This is a genomic window from Streptomyces sp. NPDC091377 (assembly GCF_044757045.1).
Taxonomy (GTDB): Bacteria; Actinomycetota; Actinomycetes; order Streptomycetales; family Streptomycetaceae; genus Streptomyces.
Map to the genome: position 1 here is coordinate 16,487 of NZ_JBIVUE010000018.1, position 18,040 is coordinate 34,526.

Consider the following 18,040-nt stretch of genomic DNA (forward strand, 5'->3'; position numbering starts at 1 on the left):
GACGCCCGGACCCGTTGCCCCCCGGCCTACTTCTTGACGCGGACTTCCTTGCGGACATCGGCGACCATCGTGGCCGACTCGTCCAGCGAGTAGGTCTTCTCGGTGTCCGACGGCTGGACGATGCCCATCGTGCTGTAGTCCGCCCACATGCACAGGAACGACTTCTGCTTCTCGCCGGTGAGGGCGTCCGGGCCCTCGATCTCCTGGCACTTCATCACGGCGCCGTCGAGACCGGCGGGTTCGACGCTCTTGGGCTGCCCGATGAGCTTGACGTCGTCCCCCGGTTCCTTCCGCATCTGCCCCATGGTGACGTCGAGCGCCTTCTCCGGGTCCTTCACCTTGCCGTAGACGCCGAAGTAGGCGAGGTTCTCGGCGGGGTTGCTCTCCAGCTCGCTGGGGTCGTCCATGGCGTTCAGATCGACCGTCGAGTAGAACGAGCCGACCGAGGTCTCGTCGGAGATGCCGGCCTTCGCGAGATCCTTCGCGTCACTGGCGGTCGCCTCCTCCTCGGTCCCCTCGCCCATCAGCTTGTACTTCTCGGACAGCAGCGACTTGGGCGTCGTCAGCTTGTGCGGCCCGTCGTCCTCCAGCCCGCCGCCCGAGCCGGTGCCGCCGATCAGGAAGTACGCGCCGACACCGATCGCCGCCACCACGGCCACCGCGCCGATGATCAGACCGGTCTTCTTCTTGCCGCCGGAGGGGCCGGGCGGCTGGGGCGGGCCGCCGTAGGGGGCCTGCTGGGGGACGCCCGGCTGCTGCGGGTAGCCGCTGCCGTGACCCGGCTGCTGCGGGTAGCCGCCGCCGTGACCTGGCTGCTGCGGATAGCCGTAGCCCGGCTGCTGCTGCGGGGGCGGCGGCTGCTGGGGGTAGCCGTAGCCGGGCTGGGGTGCCTGCGGCTGCTGGCCGTAGGGGCCCGGCTGGCCGTACGGGCCGGGCTGCTGCGGCTGCCCGTCGTACGGGCCCGGCTGGTTGTAGCTCATGACTGGTTTCCCCCTCAGATGCTTATGTCTTCCTGACATCCTGGACCAGGCGAGGGAAGCGCAGGCCACCGGGTTCCGCACCGTTACAAAGGAATCGCGTTTCGGGACGGCCCCGTGACACCTCTAAACTGGGCGCGTGACCGAGAACGCTCAGCAGCAGCCATCAGCGCCCGCCACCGAACTGCCGACCCAGTACGCGCCGGCCGACGTAGAGGGGCCGCTGTACGAGCGCTGGGTGGAGCGGGGTTACTTCGAGGCCGACGCGAAGAGCGACAAGCCGCCGTACACCATCGTCATCCCGCCGCCCAACGTCACGGGCAGCCTGCACCTCGGGCACGCCTTCGAGCACACCCTCATCGACGCCCTCGTCCGCCGCAAGCGCATGCAGGGCTACGAGGCGCTGTGGCAGCCCGGCATGGACCACGCCGGCATCGCCACCCAGAACGTCGTCGAGCGCGAGCTGGGCAAGGAGGGCAAGTCCCGGCACGACCTGGGCCGGGACGCCTTCGTCGAGCGGGTCTGGCAGTGGAAGGCCGAGTCCGGCGGGCAGATCTCCGGCCAGATGCGCCGCCTCGGCGACGGCGTCGCCTGGACCCGGGAGCGCTTCACCCTGGACGACGGCCTCTCCCAGTCCGTCCAGACCATCTTCAAGCGGCTCCACGACGACGGACTGATCTACCGCGCCGAGCGCATCATCAACTGGTGCCCCCGCTGTCTGACCGCGATCTCGGACATCGAGGTCGAGTACCAGGACGACGACGGCGAACTCGTCTCCATGAAGTACGGCGAGGGCGAGGACACCATCGTCGTCGCCACCACCCGCGCCGAGACCATGCTCGGCGACACCGCCGTCGCCGTGCACCCCTCGGACGAGCGGTACCGGCACCTGATCGGCAAGCAGATCCGGCTGCCGCTCACCGACCGCTCGATCCCCGTCGTCGCCGACGAGCACGTCGACCCCGAGTTCGGCACGGGCGCCGTCAAGGTCACCCCGGCCCACGACCCCAACGACTTCGAGATCGGCCGGCGTCACGACCTGCCGGCCGTCACGGTCATGGACGAGCACGCCGTCATCACCGTCCCCGGCCCCTTCCAGGGCCTGGACCGGCTGGAGGCCCGCTCCGCCATCGTCGGCGCGCTGCGCGCCGAGGGCCGGATCGTCGCCGAGAAGCGGCCGTACGTCCACTCCGTCGGCCACTGCTCCCGCTGCAAGACCACCGTCGAGCCGCGGCTGTCCATGCAGTGGTGGGTCAAGGTCGGCCCGCTCGCCAAGGCCGCCGGTGACGCGGTCCGCGACGGCCGGGTCACCATCCACCCCCAGGAGATGGAGAAGCGGTACTTCGACTGGGTCGACAACCTCCACGACTGGTGCATCTCGCGCCAGCTGTGGTGGGGCCACCGCATCCCCGTCTGGTACGGCCCGGACGGCGAGACGGTCTGCGTCGGCCCGGACGAGGAGCCGCCCACCGGCGAGGGCTGGCACCAGGACAAGGACGTCCTCGACACCTGGTTCTCCTCCGGCCTGTGGCCCTTCTCCACCCTCGGCTGGCCCGAGCGCACCGAGTCGCTCGCGAAGTTCTACCCGAACTCCGTCCTGGTCACCGGCTACGACATCCTCTTCTTCTGGGTCGCCCGGATGATGATGTTCGGGCTGTACGCGATGGACGGGACCCCGCCGTTCCGCACCATCGCCCTGCACGGCATGGTCCGTGACCAGAACGGCAAGAAGATGTCGAAGTCCGCCGGGAACGTCGTCAACCCGCTGGACTGGATGGAGAAGTACGGCAGCGACGCGCTCCGCTTCACCCTCGCCCGCGGCGCCAACCCGGGCGTGGACGTCCCGATCGGCGAGGACTGGGTCCAGGGCTCGCGCAACTTCGCCAACAAGATCTGGAACGCGACCCGCTTCGCGCTGATGAACGGCGCGACGGTGGACGGCCCGCTGCCCGAGCCGTCCCGGATGTCGGCCACGGACCGCTGGATCCTGTCCCGGCTGAACTCCGTCGTCGCCGAGGTCGACGCGCTCTACGACGACTACCAGTTCGCCAAGCTCTCCGACACGCTGTTCCACTTCGCGTGGGACGAGGTCTTCGACTGGTACGTCGAGCTGTCCAAGACCACCTTCCAGGCGGGCGGCGAGCCCGCCGAGGTCTCCCAGCGGGTCCTCGGCGAGGTCCTCGACGTCACCCTGCGGCTGCTGCACCCGGTCGTCCCCTTCGTCACCGAGACGCTGTGGACGACGCTCACCGGCGGCGAGTCCGTGGTCGTCGCCGAGTGGCCGAAGGACAGCGGCTTCCGGGACGCGGCGGCCGAGCGGGAGATCGAGACGCTCCAGTCGGTGATCACCGAGGTGCGCCGCTTCCGCGCCGACCAGGGCCTCCAGCCCGGCCAGCGGGTCCCCGCCCGGCTGACCCTGGACGGCACGGCACTGGCCCCGCACGAGGCCGCGATCCGCCAGCTGCTGCGCCTCCAGCCGGAGGGCGACGCCTTCTCGGCGACCGCGACCCTCCCGGTGTCCGGTGCGACGGTCGCCCTCGACCTCTCCGGCACGATCGACGTCGCCGCCGAGCGCAAGCGCCTCGCCAAGGACCTCGCCGCCGCCGAGAAGGAGAAGGCGCAGGCCACGGCCAAGCTCGGCAACGAGGCGTTCCTGGCGAAGGCCCCCGACAACGTCGTGGAGAAGATCCGGGGCCGCCTCACCAAGGCGGAGCAGGACATCGCCCGGATCGCCACCCAGCTGGAGCACCTGCCGAAGGCGTAGCGGCCGGTACGGACACGGACAGCGGACGGCGGCCGGCGGCTGGAGAACGGCCGACACGGCCAGCGGACGGCGGCCAGCGGCCGGCGGACAGCGCCTGGAGAACAGCCGACACGGCCAGCGGCCAGCGGCCAGCCGACACGGACGGCGGACGGCGGCCAGCCGGTGCGGACACGGCTGACACAGGCGCCCGGGGCTTCCCGCTCCGGGCGCCTGCGCGTGCCCGGGGGCGTGCGGGAGCGCGCGGCGGGGGTGTGGCGGGGGGCGTGGCGGGCGGCGTGGCGCCGGGTCGCCGTGCGGCTGCGCCGGGTGGGCGCGACCGGCCGGGGGGAAGCAGGTCCGACCCGCTCCGTAGACTGGTGGGGTGACTGACAGCGACCCGTTCGACGACATCGTCGACGCCGAGACCGACCGCGACCCCGATCTCGCCGTGATCGAGGCCGGCAGCCGTACGCTGCGCACGCAGGGCGGCCCCGCGCACCACGACGTCCCGGCGCGGCCGGAGGACCCCGAGGTCGACCGGGCGCTCCGGGAGGTCGAGACGGAGCTGGCCACCCGCTGGGGCGAGACCAAGCTGGAGCCCTCGGTCACCAGGATCGCCGCGCTGATGGACGTCCTGGGCGAGCCGCAGCGGTCGTACCCCTCCCTCCACCTCACCGGCACCAACGGCAAGACCTCCACCGCCCGCATGATCGAGGCCCTGCTCGGCGCCTTCGATCTGCGCACCGGGCGCTACACCTCGCCGCATGTGCAGTCGGTCACCGAGAGGATCAGTCTCGACGGGGCGCCCGTCTCCGCCGAGCGGTTCATCGAGACGTACCAGGACATCAAGCCGTACATCGAGATGATCGACGGCTCCCAGGAGTACCGGCTGTCGTTCTTCGAGGTGCTGACCGGCATGGCGTACGCCGCCTTCGCCGACGCGCCCGTGGACGTGGCCGTGGTCGAGGTCGGCATGGGCGGGACCTGGGACGCCACCAATGTGATCGACGGGGGTGTCGCCGTCGTCACCCCGATCGACCTCGACCACACCGACCGGCTCGGCGGCACGCCCGGCGAGATCGCCGCCGAGAAGGCCGGCATCATCAAGCCCGACGCGACCGTGATCATGGCGCAGCAGCCGGTGGACGCCGCCCAGGTGCTGCTGAAGAAGGCCGTCGAGGTGAACGCGACCGTCGCGCGCGAGGGGCTGGAGTTCGGGGTCGTCGCCCGGCAGGTCGCGGTCGGCGGACAGCAGGTCACCCTGCGCGGGCTCGGCGGCGAGTACCCCGAGCTGTACCTCCCGCTGCACGGCGCCCACCAGGCGCACAACGCGGCCGTCGCGCTGGCCGCCGTCGAGGCGTTCTTCGGCGTCGGCGCCGAGCGGGCCGTGACGCTCGACGTGGACACCGTGCGCAAGGCGTTCGCGTCCGTGACCTCGCCGGGCCGGCTGGAGGTCGTCCGCCGCTCACCCACCGTCGTGCTCGACGCCGCGCACAACCCCGCGGGGGCGCGGGCGGCGGCCGAGGCGGTCGGGGAGGCGTTCCAGTTCACCCGGCTGATCGGGGTCGTGGGCGCGAGCGGCGACAAGGACGCACGGGGGCTGCTGGAGGCGTTCGAGCCGATCTTCACGGAGATCGTCGTGACCCAGAACTCCAGCCACCGCGCGATGGACGCCGACGCGCTGGCCGCCGTCGCCGTCGAGGTGTTCGGCGAGGACCGCGTGCAGGTCGAGCCGCGGCTGCCGGACGCGCTGGAGGCCGCGATCACGCTGGCCGAGGAGGAGGGCCAGTTCGCGGGGGGCGGGGTGCTGGTCACCGGTTCCGTCATCACCGTGGGCGAGGCCCGGCTGCTGCTGGGGAAGGGCTGAGACCACACATGCGTACGCTCTGTTCGTCGACCCTGATCGGTGAGTTCTTCATCATCGGCTTCGCCGGTCTGGTCGCCATGAAGGACCCCGACCTCTCCATGACCACCGTGTGGACGGTGTGCGGGATCGCGATGTTCCTGTCCGTGGTGCTGTGCGGTCTCATCACCCGGCCCGGCGGGGTCGCCATGGGCTGGGGGCTCCAGGGGCTGCTGATCCTGGCCGGTTTCGTGGTGCCGATGATGTTCTTCCTGGGAGCGATGTTCGCCGGGCTGTGGTGGGCGTCCGTGCACTACGGACGGCAGATCGACGCGGCGAAGGCACGGTTCGCGGCACAGGGCGGGGCGGCGTCCGCGGACGCTCCCGCCGACGCTGTGTGACGGGTGCTCAGGCCCGCCCTGTAACCTCGTCCCACCGCACACCAGTCCCATGTGCCGCCGCCACAGTCCATGAAGGCAAGAAGGAGCCGTCCCGTGACCCAGCGCACCCTCGTCCTGCTCAAGCCCGACGCCGTACGGCGGGGCCTGACCGGCGAGATCATCAGCCGTATCGAGCGCAAGGCCGGCTGGCGGATCACCGCGCTGGAGCTGCGCACCCTGGACCAGGACACGCTGGAGCAGCACTACGGCGAGCACAAGGGCAAGCCGTTCTACGAGCCGCTGGTGGAGTTCATGGCCTCCGGACCGGTCGTCGCCCTGATCGTCGAGGGTGAGCGGGTCATCGAGGGGCTGCGCGCGCTGGCCGGCCCGACCGACCCGATCGCCGCCGCGCCCGGCTCCATCCGCGGCGACTTCGGGGTCATCGTCCGCGAGAACCTGATCCACGCGTCCGACTCGGAGGAGTCCGCCGAGCGCGAGGTGAAGATCTTCTTCCCGGGCCACGCCTGACCTCTCCTCCGGGGTTCGGAGGAGAGGGACCAGATCTTCTCCGGGGTCCGGGGGAGAGGGACCAGATCTTCTCCGGGGTCCGGGGGAGAGGGACCAGATCTTCTCCGGGTCCGGACGAGAAGGACCAGGGCTTCTCCTGGGGCCGGCCCGAGGTCCCTCCGCGTGGCGACACGCCGTCGTCACCGACGCTCCACGGACCCGGGCACGGCACCGGTGACCGGGTCGTGCCCGATGTCGTACGCCGTGTCCGTCCTCGTACCGCCGCCGTACGGCCTCGTGCAACCTCGTACGGTCCCGCTCGGCCCGTGGGGATTTTGCTGAGGGACCGTCACCTGTGACCTGCGGCGGACGCGCGGACGGGCGTACCTTTTCGGCCATGGTTCGGCATATGCGAGGCGATCGGGGGAACGAATGCCCCCGATGGACCGTCTCCACAAGCGAGGCGGTTCGCCATCTGCTGACAATGGCGAAGACCCTCGCGCAGTGTTCGTGCAGGCGCGTCTACGATGGAAGCCTTCACGTCACCGCACCCACCTCGCCTACCTGAAAAGCCCTCAAAGCTCTGTGGGAAGGCCAGACGAATCCTGATGGGGAACTCAATGTCGTTCATCGGCCGTGACATGGCTGTCGACCTCGGGACCGCCAACACGCTGGTGTACGTCAGGGGTCGCGGGATCGTACTCAACGAACCGTCCGTCGTCGCGATCAACACCAACACCGGTGGAATTCTCGCGGTCGGCGCCGAAGCGAAGAAGATGATCGGCCGCACGCCCGGCAACATCGTGGCGGTGCGCCCGCTGAAGGACGGCGTCATCGCCGACTTCGAGATCACCGAGCGGATGCTCCGCTACTTCATCCTGAAGATCCACAAGCGGCGGTATCTGGCCCGGCCGCGGGTCGTCGTCTGTGTGCCCTCCGGCATCACCGGCGTCGAGCGCCGCGCCGTCATCGAGGCGTCGTCCCAGGCCGGCGCCCGTCAGGTGCACATCATCGAGGAGCCCATGGCCGCGGCCATCGGCTCCGGCCTGCCGGTCCACGAGGCCACGGGCAACATGGTGGTGGACATCGGCGGCGGCACGACGGAGGTCGCGGTCATCTCGCTCGGCGGCATCGTCACCGCGCAGTCCATCCGGGTCGCGGGCGACGAACTGGACAACGCGATCATCCAGCACATCAAGAAGGAGTACTCGCTCCTGCTGGGTGAGCGCACGGCCGAGCAGATCAAGATCACGATCGGTTCGGCGTACGACCTCGACGCCGACGAGCACACCGAGATCCGCGGCCGGGACCTGGTGTCCGGGCTGCCCAAGACCGTCGTCATCTCCGCTGCCGAAGTACGCAAGGCGATCGAGGAACCGGTCAACGCGATCGTGGACGCCGTGAAAACCACGCTCGACAAATGCCCGCCGGAGCTGTCCGGCGACATCATGGACCGCGGAATCGTTCTCACCGGCGGCGGAGCACTGCTGCGCGGACTCGACGAGCGGCTGCGCCGGGAGACCGGAATGCCGATCCACATCGCCGAGGATCCGCTCGACAGCGTCGCGCTCGGCTCCGGAAAGTGTGTCGAGGAGTTCGAGGCGCTCCAGCAGGTTCTGGACGCCCAGCCGCGCCGGTGACACGGCTCTTCGATTCCGCCGTACGAGACGATCCCCTCTCGTACGGCGGATCGTTGATATAGAGGCATAAGCTCCGCATACACCCCTGAGGGATCGGTCTCCGATACATCAGCCCTGATCCGTGAAATCTTCGATACATCAGCCCTGATCCGTGAAATCTCCGATACGTCAGCCTTCGACAGGTCAGTCTCCGTCCATCAGCCTTCGACAGGTCAGTCCCGTCGCATCAGCCTTCGACAGGACGTCACCGCTCGGAGATTTCCGTACCGACCGCAATCCCACGCAATCCACTCACTTGAGAATTTCCTATGAGGAAGGGCACGGCCGCCGCACGTGAGGGACACACGAGAGAGCCGGCTGCTTCTGGTGCTGCTGGTCGCCATCGCGTTCGCGCTGATCACGGTGGACATCCGCGGCGGCGAGAATTCACCGGTCGACGGTGCTCGGCAGGCCGCGGCGACGGTCTTCGGCCCGATCGAGAACGGCGTGTCGTCGGCGGTCGATCCGGTCGGCAACGCGATCGCCGCCATCCGGGACTCCGGCGAGCGCCATGACCGCCTCGCCGAACTGGAGCGGGAGAACGCCGCCCTGAAGTCGAAGCTCGGCAGCGACGAACGCAGCCGCAGCCGCCTCACCCAACTCGACTCCATGCTGGCCCTCGCGGGCGAGGGCCAGTACGGGATCAAGGGCGCCCAGGTCATCGCCATAGGAGCGGCCCAGGGCTTCTCCTGGACCATCACCATCGACATCGGCGCCGACGACGGCATCCAGCGCGACATGACCGTCCTCAACGGGGACGGCCTGGTCGGCCGGGTCACCACCGTCGGCCCGAGCACCTCGACCGTGCTGCTCGCCAACGACCCCGACTTCACCGTGGGCACCCGGATGGAGGGCGGCGACGAACTCGGCTTCGCCTCCGGTCAGGGCGACCGACCGCTCCGGGTCGAACTGCTCAACGGCAAGGCGCAGATCAAGAAGGGCGACCGGCTGGTGACCTTCGGGTCGGAGGCCGACAAGCCGTTCGTGCCGGGCGTCCCGGTCGGTGTGGTCTCGCGTGTCGACCCGTCCGGCGGCGACCTCACCCGCACGCTGTACGTGACGCCGTACGTCGGCTTCAGCAAGCTCGACATCGTCGGGGTGGTCGTGGCGGCACCGAAAAAGGACCCGCGCGACACGGTGCTGCCCGACCCGGCCAAGCCCAAGCCCACCCCGACCGTGACGGTCACCGTCACCCCGGGCGCCGACGGTCAGCAGCCGGGCGCGGACGGGCAGCAGCCGGGCGCCGACGGCGCACAGCCCGGCCAGGAGGAACAGCAGGGCCAGGGCGGACAGCAGGACGAGGGCGAGCAGCCCCAGGGCGGGCTGATGCCACGCCATGAGCAGACGCCGCAGGGCGGGCAGACGCCACGCGGGGGACAGACCCCGCAGGGCGCGGCCGAGCCCGACGGTCAGGCCGAGCAAGACGAGCAAGAGCAGTAGGAGAGCCGAACCCATGCGCTTCAACCGGATCCTGCTCTCCACCACGCTGGCCGTGGTCGCCCTGGTCATCCAGGTGAGCGTCCTCGCCCGGCTGCACCTGCCGGGCGCCGTCCCCGACCTCGTCCTGCTCACCGTCCTCGGCCTGGCCCTGGTCTACGGCCATGTGGGCGGCGCCCTCGTCGGCTTCGGCGCCGGACTCCTCGCCGACCTCGCCCCGCCCGCCGACCACGCCGCCGGGCGCTACGCGCTCGTGCTGTGCGTCATCGGCTACCTCGCGGGCCTGGTCAAACCGGAGAACGGCCGACTGCGCTCGGCGACCGCCCCGATGGTGGTGGTCGTGGCCGCCGCGATCGGTACGACCCTGCTGTACGCGGGCGTCGGCGCGCTCGTCGGCGACACCGCCGCCCGCCATGTCGGCCTGCCCAGCCTGCTCTTCACGGCCGCGCTGTACGACCTGCTGCTCGCCCCGTTCGTCGTCCCCGGCATCATGTGGCTGGCCCGCCGGGCGGAGAACGATCCGCTGGCCGAGTCCTCCGCGTCGGCGAAGAAGAGCGACATCTCCTCCGGCTGGCTCTCCTCCGGCACCGGGCTGCGCATCGGCGGCCAGCGCGGCGGACTCAGCGGCCTGAAGGTGAAGGCGGCACGGGCCCGCGGGGCACGGGCCGGACGCATCAAGGGGGTCAAGCGGCTGTGACCGCAGGGCAGTTCACTCGAACGGGCGTACCGGAGCGGAACCGGGACTCGTCGGCCGCTCGTTCCTCACTCGTACAGACCGTCGCACACAGGCTGGGACAGACCGTCACACACATCCTCGTACGTCTCCGACGTCCCGCACATCCCGCACCCGCCGTTGATCTCGCACCCGCCGCACCCGCCGCACCCGCCGCACCCGCCGCACCCGCCGCACCCGCCGCACCCGCCGTACATCCAGTACCTCCCGCACCCGCCGTACCTCCCGCACCCGCCGTGCGCACCGCACCCGCCGCACGCACCGCACGCACCGCACGCACCGCACGCACCGCACGCACCGTCGCACCCGCGCTCTGAGAGGGGGAGCAGCCGCAGTGACCAACATCCCCGAGACCGGCCGGACCCCACGGGTCCAGATCCGGCTCGTCGTCATCCAGATCCTCGTCCTCTCCCTGCTGTGCACGCTCGGCGGCCGGCTCTGGTATCTCCAGATCCGCCAGGGCGACGAGTTCGCCAAGGAGGCGTCGGGCAACCACGTCCAGCAGGTCGTGCAGCCGGCCGTGCGCGGCGCGATCCTCGACGCGCGCGGCGTGCCCCTCGCGGACAACGAGACCCGGCTGGTGGTCTCCGCCTCCCGCACCGAGCTGCTGAAGATGCCGGACGACGGGGACGCGGTCCTCGCCAAGCTCGCGGACGTCCTGGGCATGGAGCCCAAGGAGGTCCAGGAGAAGGTCCGGCTGTGCGACGCGAAGACCCCCCAGCCCTGCTGGAACGGCTCGCCGTACCAGCCCATCCCCATCACCGACGAGGCCACCGCCCGCCAGGCCCTCCAGATCCGCGAGCGCGCGGAGGACTTCCCCGGCGTCACCGCCGAGCCCCAGGCCGTCCGCCGCTACACCGCGCCCGGTGAGGCCAACACCGCCCAGGTCCTCGGCTATCTCTCCCCGGTCACGGACGACGAGATCCAGAAGGCCCAGGACACCGAGTCGCCCTATCTCCGTTCCGACCAGGTCGGCCGCTCGGGCCTGGAGCGGCAGTACGACAGCGAACTGCGCGGCAAGGCGGGCGTCACCCGCTACGAGGTGGACAACCTCGGCCGGGTCATCGGCGAGGCCGAGTCCGACGCCGCCGAGCCCGGCTCCAACCTGGTCACCAGCATCGACGCCCGCGTGCAGCGCGTCGCCGAGTACGAGCTGAACGAGGCGATGAAGGCGGCCCGCAAGGAGTGGGACCGCAACACCCAGGAGAACTACAAGGCGGACGCCGGCGCGGTCGTCGTGATGGAGTCCAGGACCGGCCGGGTCGTCGCCATGGCGTCCAACCCGAACTACGACCCCAACGCCTGGGTCGGCGGCATCTCCGCCAAGGACTACGCGTCCCTGACCGGGAAGACCTCCAACTACCCGCTGCTCAACCGGGCCATACAGGGTCAGGCCGCACCCGGCTCGATCTTCAAGGTGGTCTCCACCGCCGCCGCCGTCGAGGCGGGCTACGACTTCAACGGCAACTACAACTGCGCCAGCTCGTACTCGGTCGGCGGTCAGGTCTTCAAGAACTTCGAGTCCCAGAACCACGGCGCGATCGACCTCGGCCGCGCCCTGGAGGTCTCCTGCGACACCGTCTACTACTCCCTCGCGCACAGCGAGTGGAAGAAGGACGGCGGCATCAACCCCAAGGGCAAGCCGAAGGACTACTTCTACAAGGCCGCCCACGACTTCGGTCTGGGCAAGGAGACCGGCATCGACCTGCCCAACGAGGTCACCGGCCGGGTCCCGGACCGCCGGTGGAAGCAGGACTACTGGGAGGCCAACAAGGACGCCTGGTGCAAGACCGGCAAGAAGGGCGGCTCCTACGTCGAGGTGATCGCGTACGAGAACTGCCTCGAAGGCAACAAGATGCGCGCCGGTGACCAGATCAACTACTCCATCGGCCAGGGCGACACCCTGGTGACCCCGATCCAGATGGCCACCATCTACGCCGCGATCGCCAACGGCGGCACGCTCTACAACCCGACGGTGGGCAAGGCGGTCGTCAGCCCCGACGGCAAGAAGGTCACCGAGATCAAGCCCAGGTCGCACGGCAAGCTGCCGGTCACCAAGCAGACCCTCACGCAGATGGACGAGGCCCTGGAGGGCGTGGCCACCCGCGGCACGGCGGCCTGGCGGTTCGGCGGCTGGCCGCAGGACGAGATCCCGATGCACGCCAAGACCGGTACGGCGGAGGTCTACGGCAAGCAGACCACGTCCTGGTTCGCCACCTACACCGAGGACTACTCGATCGTGATGACGATCTCCCAGGGTGGTACGGGTTCCGGGGCCTCGGGACCGGCCGTGCGCAACATATACGACGCGCTGTACGGCGTCTCCGACAGCGGCGCCATCGACCCGAAGAGGGCGCTGCTGCCGGCGCCGCAGAAGTCCCTGCCGAAGGTCCGCACGGACGGCACGATCGTCGCCCCGAAGATCTCCAAGGACCCGGCGAAGGAGCAGAAGGCCGCGCAGAAGGACGGCGAGGCCCCGGCGGACGGGCAGCAGCTTCCCGTGGGCACCGCCCCGCCGCCGGACACGGACAACCGGCAGACCCGCAGAAGGCGCGGCGCCCGGCCGCGCGGAGGCCGACGGATGTTCGGGCGAGGCCGGAGGACGTGCTCATGACGGGGGCGAACAGCTTCCAGGTCTCCGGCTACGGCCCCGCGCGGGCCGGCTGGACGCGACTGGTGGCCCGTGACTCGCTGGCCCGCAGGCTGGACTGGCCGATACTGCTGGCGGCCCTCGCGCTGTCGCTGATCGGCTCGATACTGGTCTACTCCGCGACCCGCAACCGCACGGAGATCAACCAGGGCGACCCGTACTACTTCCTGGTCCGGCATCTGCTGAACACCGGCATCGGCCTCGCCCTGATGATCGGGACCGTCTGGCTGGGCCACCGCACCCTGCGCACCGCGGTGCCGATCCTGTACGGCGTGTCGGTCCTCCTGATCCTGTTGGTGCTCACCCCGCTGGGCTCCACGGTCAACGGCGCCCACTCCTGGATCCAGGTCGGCGGCGGCTTCTCGCTCCAGCCGTCGGAGTTCGTGAAGGTCACGATCATCCTGGGCATGGCGATGCTGCTGGCGGCCCGGGTGGACGCGGGGGACAAGGCGTACCCCGACCATCGGACCGTGCTCCAGGCGCTCGGCCTCGCGGCCGTGCCGATGCTGATCGTGCTGCTGATGCCGGACCTCGGTTCGGTCATGGTGATGGTCTTCATCGTGCTGGGGGTGCTGCTGGCCTCCGGCGCCTCCAACCGCTGGATCTTCGGCCTGCTGAGCGCGGGCACGGCGGGCGCGCTGGCGGTGTGGCAGCTCGGGATCCTGGACGAGTACCAGATCAACCGGTTCGCCGCCTTCGCCAACCCGGACCTCGACCCGGCGGGCGTCGGCTACAACACCAATCAGGCGCGGATCGCCATCGGCTCCGGCGGGCTGACCGGCTCGGGGCTGTTCCACGGCTCGCAGACCACCGGACAGTTCGTGCCGGAGCAGCAGACCGACTTCGTCTTCACGGTGGCGGGGGAGGAGCTGGGCTTCCTGGGTGGCGGTCTGATCATCGTGCTGCTGGGGATCGTGCTGTGGCGGGCCTGCCGGATCGCCCGCGAGACGACCGAGCTGTACGGGACGATCGTGGCCGCGGGGATCGTGGCGTGGTTCGCCTTCCAGGCGTTCGAGAACATCGGGATGACCCTCGGCATCATGCCGGTCACGGGTCTGCCGTTGCCGTTCGTGTCGTACGGCGGATCGTCGATGTTCGCGGTGTGGGTGGCGGTGGGGCTGTTGCAGTCGATCAGAGTGCAGAGACCGATGTCGGCCTGAGGCGGGTCCGGGTTCGGCCTGAGGTCGGTCCGGGGTCGGTCCGAGGTCGGTCCGGCGACCCGTGGGAGGCCGTTGGTTCGTCGGGGGCGCACTCTGCCCTGATCGCGCTCCTGCCATTAGGGTCGGTTCATGGCGGAGACGAAGCGTGAAATCGAGCGCAAATACGAATCCGACGACAGTGGCCTTCCCGATCTGACCGGGGTGGCAGGGGTGGCGGCCGTCATCGACAAGGGCGTCGCCGAGCTGGACGCCACCTACTACGACACCGCCGACGAGCGCCTCGCCAAGGACGCCATCACCCTCAGGCGCCGCACGGGCGGGGGCGATGCGGGCTGGCATCTGAAGTTCCCCGTCGCCCCGGGGGTGCGGGACGAGATCAGGGAGCCGCTCTCCACCGCTCTGCCGCGCTCCATCGCCGGGCTGGTCCGTAGCCGGGTGCGGGGCACCGACCTGCTGCCGGTGGTGCGGCTGCGGTCCGCGCGGGACGTCCGGGAGCTGACCGACGCCGACGGGCGGGTGCTCGCCGAGGTGAGCGTGGACGCCGTCCGGGCCGAGCGGCTCACCGGAACGGGCGGTCAGGCCCAGTGGACCGAGATCGAGGTCGAGCTGGCCGACGGGGTGGACGTGGCGGTGCTCGACAAGATCGAGAAGCGGCTCCGCAAGGCGGGCGTACGGCCGTCCACGTCCCCGTCGAAGCTGGCGCGGGCCCTGGCGGAGACCGCGGCGGGGCGGGCCGAGGAGCAGGCGCACGCCGAGGAGGCCGAGGGCGCCGAGACGATCAAGGCCGGCAAGAAGGCAAAGGCCAAGGCGAAGGCCAAGGCCGAGGCCGGAGTCAGAGCCGGAGTCAAAGCCGGGGCCGGGGGCGGCAGGAAGGCCGGGAAGCGGATGGACCCGGCGGGCGGGCCGCTGACCTCCGGTGATCATGTGCTGGCCTATCTGCGGGAGCAGCGGGACACGATCGTCGGACTGGATCCGGCGGTGCGCCGGGATCTGCCCGACTCGGTGCACCGGATGCGGGTGGCGACGCGCCGCACGCGCAGCGCGTTCAAGTCGTACGGGAAGCTGCTGGACCGGGCGGTGACCGATCCGATCGGGGCGGAGCTGAAGTGGCTGGCCGGGGAGCTGGGGGTGGACCGGGACCAGGAGGTGCTGACCGAGCGGCTCACGGACGCCCTGGGCGGGCTGCCGCGGTCCCTGGTGGCCGGCCCGGTCCGCACCAGGCTGCGCACCTGGGCGCACGCACGGCACGGGGGATCGCGGCGCCGGCTGATCGCCGTCCTGGACGGCCGGCGGTACCTGGCGCTGCTGGACGCGCTGGACGCGTTGATCGCCGAGCCGCCGTTGCTGGAGCGGGCGGCGGGCAAGCCGAAGAAGGTGATCTCCAAGGCCGTGCGCAAGGACGTCGGGAAGCTGGCGGTGCTGGTGGACCAGGCGCTGGAGCAGCCGCCCGGCCAGGAGCGGGACGTCGCGCTGCACGAGGCGCGGAAGAAGGCGAAGCGGGCACGGTACGCGGCCGAGGCGGCGGCCCCGGCGCTCGGGGACCCGGCGTCCGAACTGGTGAAGTCGATGAAGTCGGTGCAGAGCCTGCTCGGCGACCATCAGGACAGCGTGATGACCCGCGAGGCGCTGCGGGAACTGTCGCGGCAGGCGCACACGGCGGGCGAGAGTTCCTTCACGTACGGGGTGCTGTACGGGCGGGAGGAGCGGCGGGCGGCGGACGTGGAGCGCGAACTGCCGGGCGTGTGGGAGCCCCTCCGCGCGGGCGTCGACCTCTGAGGAGCGCCCGCACGGTGCGTGGGCCGACGGTCGGGAGGCGGGTACGGTGCGTGGGCCGACGGCCGGGAGGTACGGGCGGCCCTCCGGGCCGCGTTAGGCTGGATGGTCACCCCTGTCAGCTCACGAAAGTCCCCGCGATGTCTGTCGAGTCGGTTTTCCCGCAGCTCGAAGCTCTGCTGCCGCACGTGCAGAAGCCGATCCAGTACGTCGGTGGAGAGCTCAACTCCACCGTGAAGGACTGGGACTCCTGCGATGTCCGCTGGGCGCTCATGTACCCGGACGCGTACGAGGTCGGTCTGCCCAACCAGGGCGTCATGATCCTCTACGAGGTGCTCAACGAGCAGGAGGGCGTCCTCGCCGAGCGCACCTACAGCGTGTGGCCGGACCTCGAAGCGCTGATGCGGGAGCACCGCGTACCGCAGTTCACGGTGGACGGCCACCGTCCGGTGGGCGCGTTCGACGTGTTCGGGGTGTCCTTCTCCACCGAACTCGGCTACACCAACCTGCTGACCGCGCTGGATCTGGCGGGTATCCCGCTGGAGGCGCGGGAGCGGACGGTGGACGACCCGATCGTGCTGGCGGGCGGGCACGCCGCGTTCAACCCGGAGCCGATCGCCGAGTTCATCGACGCGGCCGTCATCGGCGACGGCGAGCAGGCCGTGCTGGACATGACGAAGATCGTCCGGCAGTGGAAGGCCGAGGGCCGCCCCGGGGGCCGCGAGGAGGTGCTGCTCCGGCTCGCGAAGACCGGCGGGGTGTACATCCCCCGCTTCTACGACGTCGAGTATCTGCCGGACGGGCGCATCGGCCGGGTCGTACCGAACCGCTCCGGGGTGCCGTGGCGGATCTCCAAGCACACGGTGATGGACCTGGACGAGTGGCCGTACCCCAAGCAGCCGTTGGTGCCGCTGGCGGAGACGGTGCACGAGCGGATGTCGGTGGAGATCTTCCGCGGCTGCACGCGCGGCTGCCGCTTCTGCCAGGCCGGCATGATCACCCGGCCGGTGCGCGAGCGCTCCATCACCGGGATCGGCGAGATGGTCGACAAGGGCCTGAAGGCGACCGGCTTCGAGGAGGTCGGCCTGCTGTCGCTGTCGTCCGCCGACCACTCCGAGATCGGTGAGGTCGCCAAGGGCCTCGCGGACCGCTACACCGAGGACAAGGTCGGTCTGTCCCTCCCCTCGACCCGGGTGGACGCCTTCAACGTCGACCTGGCCAACGAGCTGACCCGCAACGGCCGCCGCTCCGGTCTCACCTTCGCCCCCGAGGGCGGCAGCGAGCGGATGCGCAAGGTCATCAACAAGATGGTCTCCGAGGAGGACCTGATCCGCACCGTCGCCACCGCCTACGGCAACGGCTGGCGCCAGGTGAAGCTGTACTTCATGTGCGGTCTGCCGACCGAGACCGACGACGACGTCCTCCAGATCGCCGACATGGCGATGAACGTGATCGCCAAGGGCCGTGAGGTCTCCGGCGCCAACGACATCCGCTGCACGGTCTCCATCGGCGGCTTCGTCCCCAAGCCGCACACCCCGTTCCAGTGGGCGCCGCAGCTCAGCGCCGAGGAGACGGACGCCCGGCTGGAGAAGCTGCGCGACAAGATCCGCGGCGACAAGAAGTACGGCCGTTCCATCGGCTTCCGCTACCACGACGGCAAGCCCGGCATCGTCGAGGGCCTCCTCTCGCGCGGCGACCGCCGCCTGGGCGCCGCCATCCGCGCGGTCTACGAGGACGGCGGCCGGTTCGACGGCTGGCGCGAGCACTTCTCCTACGACCGCTGGATGAGCTGCGCGGACAAGGCGCTGGCGCCGTACGGCGTGGACGTCGACTGGTACACCACCCGCGAGCGCTCCTACGAGGAGGTCCTGCCCTGGGACCACCTGGACTCCGGTCTCGACAAGGACTGGCTCTGGGAGGACTGGCAGGACGCCCTGGACGAGACCGAGGTCGAGGACTGCCGCTGGACACCCTGCTTCGACTGCGGGGTGTGCCCGGCGATGGACACCCAGATCCAGATCGGCCCGACCGGGAAGAAGCTGCTGCCGCTGAGCGTGGTCAACGGGGGAAGCTGAGCCGCCGCGCCCTCCGCCCATCCCCGGGAGCCACGCCCGCCCGGGGGCACGGGGAACCCCGCGTCCAGTACGCCGTCCGGCAC

Annotated in this window: 12 protein-coding genes; 11 read left to right on the top strand and 1 reads right to left on the bottom strand. The window is 70.4% G+C overall.

Annotation, left to right across the window (positions count from 1 at the left end; all coding sequences use genetic code 11):
* Positions 1 to 26: 26 nt before the first annotated feature.
* On the bottom strand, positions 27 to 980 hold the full coding sequence (locus ACIQNG_RS30720) for a hypothetical protein (RefSeq protein ID WP_401489518.1): 954 nt from the start codon (positions 978 to 980) through the stop codon (positions 27 to 29).
* A gap of 136 nt (positions 981 to 1,116) precedes the next feature.
* Here ACIQNG_RS30720 and ACIQNG_RS30725 point away from each other — a divergent pair, with 136 nt between their 5' ends.
* The 11 genes from ACIQNG_RS30725 (at position 1,117) to ACIQNG_RS30775 (ending at position 17,957) form a co-directional block, all read left to right on the top strand.
* Complete coding sequence (locus ACIQNG_RS30725) at positions 1,117 to 3,741, top strand: valine--tRNA ligase (protein WP_401430539.1); 2,625 nt, start codon at positions 1,117 to 1,119, stop codon at positions 3,739 to 3,741.
* 361 nt (positions 3,742 to 4,102) lie between these two features.
* Positions 4,103 to 5,587 (top strand): bifunctional folylpolyglutamate synthase/dihydrofolate synthase, encoded by a 1,485-nt coding sequence (locus ACIQNG_RS30730; RefSeq protein WP_401430537.1) that lies wholly within the window; start codon positions 4,103 to 4,105, stop codon positions 5,585 to 5,587.
* Between the two features lie 8 nt (positions 5,588 to 5,595).
* A complete protein-coding gene (locus ACIQNG_RS30735; RefSeq protein ID WP_401489520.1) occupies positions 5,596 to 5,964 on the top strand; it encodes a DUF4233 domain-containing protein in 369 nt (122 codons plus the stop codon).
* 93 nt (positions 5,965 to 6,057) lie between these two features.
* Positions 6,058 to 6,471, top strand: coding sequence for a nucleoside-diphosphate kinase (gene ndk / locus ACIQNG_RS30740; RefSeq protein ID WP_401430533.1), 414 nt, complete (start codon positions 6,058 to 6,060; stop codon positions 6,469 to 6,471).
* A 599-nt stretch (positions 6,472 to 7,070) separates the two neighbouring features.
* A complete protein-coding gene (locus ACIQNG_RS30745) occupies positions 7,071 to 8,090 on the top strand; it encodes a rod shape-determining protein (protein WP_004931372.1) in 1,020 nt (339 codons plus the stop codon).
* Positions 8,091 to 8,423: 333 nt separating this feature from the next.
* Positions 8,424 to 9,569 carry a rod shape-determining protein MreC gene (mreC, locus tag ACIQNG_RS30750; protein WP_401489523.1) on the top strand — a complete coding sequence of 382 codons (1,146 nt, stop codon included), beginning with the start codon at positions 8,424 to 8,426 and terminating at the stop codon, positions 9,567 to 9,569.
* 13 nt (positions 9,570 to 9,582) lie between these two features.
* Entirely contained in the window at positions 9,583 to 10,263 is a 681-nt protein-coding gene (gene mreD, locus ACIQNG_RS30755) for a rod shape-determining protein MreD (protein ID WP_401489524.1), read from the top strand.
* A gap of 370 nt (positions 10,264 to 10,633) precedes the next feature.
* Positions 10,634 to 12,913 carry a penicillin-binding protein 2 gene (mrdA, locus tag ACIQNG_RS30760; protein ID WP_401489526.1) on the top strand — a complete coding sequence of 760 codons (2,280 nt, stop codon included), beginning with the start codon at positions 10,634 to 10,636 and terminating at the stop codon, positions 12,911 to 12,913.
* Entirely contained in the window at positions 12,910 to 14,109 is a 1,200-nt protein-coding gene (rodA, locus tag ACIQNG_RS30765) for a rod shape-determining protein RodA (protein WP_401430524.1), read from the top strand. Before mrdA ends, rodA begins: the two co-directional genes overlap by 4 nt.
* 129 nt (positions 14,110 to 14,238) lie before the next feature.
* Positions 14,239 to 15,885 carry a CHAD domain-containing protein gene (locus ACIQNG_RS30770; protein ID WP_401489529.1) on the top strand — a complete coding sequence of 549 codons (1,647 nt, stop codon included), beginning with the start codon at positions 14,239 to 14,241 and terminating at the stop codon, positions 15,883 to 15,885.
* A 137-nt stretch (positions 15,886 to 16,022) separates the two neighbouring features.
* Complete coding sequence (locus ACIQNG_RS30775; protein ID WP_401489531.1) at positions 16,023 to 17,957, top strand: TIGR03960 family B12-binding radical SAM protein; 1,935 nt, start codon at positions 16,023 to 16,025, stop codon at positions 17,955 to 17,957.
* The last annotated feature ends 83 nt before the right edge of the window (positions 17,958 to 18,040 follow it).

What these genes read in the sequence shown, in the direction of transcription:
- ACIQNG_RS30720 (WP_401489518.1), bottom strand. Translation starts at nt 980, where the DNA reads ATGAGCTACAACCAGCCGGGCCCGTACGACGGGCAGCCGCAGCAGCCC.
- ACIQNG_RS30735 (WP_401489520.1), top strand. Translation starts at nt 5,596, where the DNA reads ATGCGTACGCTCTGTTCGTCGACCCTGATCGGTGAGTTCTTCATCATC.
- ACIQNG_RS30745 (WP_004931372.1), top strand. Translation starts at nt 7,071, where the DNA reads ATGTCGTTCATCGGCCGTGACATGGCTGTCGACCTCGGGACCGCCAAC.
- mreD (WP_401489524.1), top strand. Translation starts at nt 9,583, where the DNA reads ATGCGCTTCAACCGGATCCTGCTCTCCACCACGCTGGCCGTGGTCGCC.
- rodA (WP_401430524.1), top strand. Translation starts at nt 12,910, where the DNA reads ATGACGGGGGCGAACAGCTTCCAGGTCTCCGGCTACGGCCCCGCGCGG.
- ACIQNG_RS30770 (WP_401489529.1), top strand. Translation starts at nt 14,239, where the DNA reads ATGGCGGAGACGAAGCGTGAAATCGAGCGCAAATACGAATCCGACGAC.
- ACIQNG_RS30775 (WP_401489531.1), top strand. Translation starts at nt 16,023, where the DNA reads ATGTCTGTCGAGTCGGTTTTCCCGCAGCTCGAAGCTCTGCTGCCGCAC.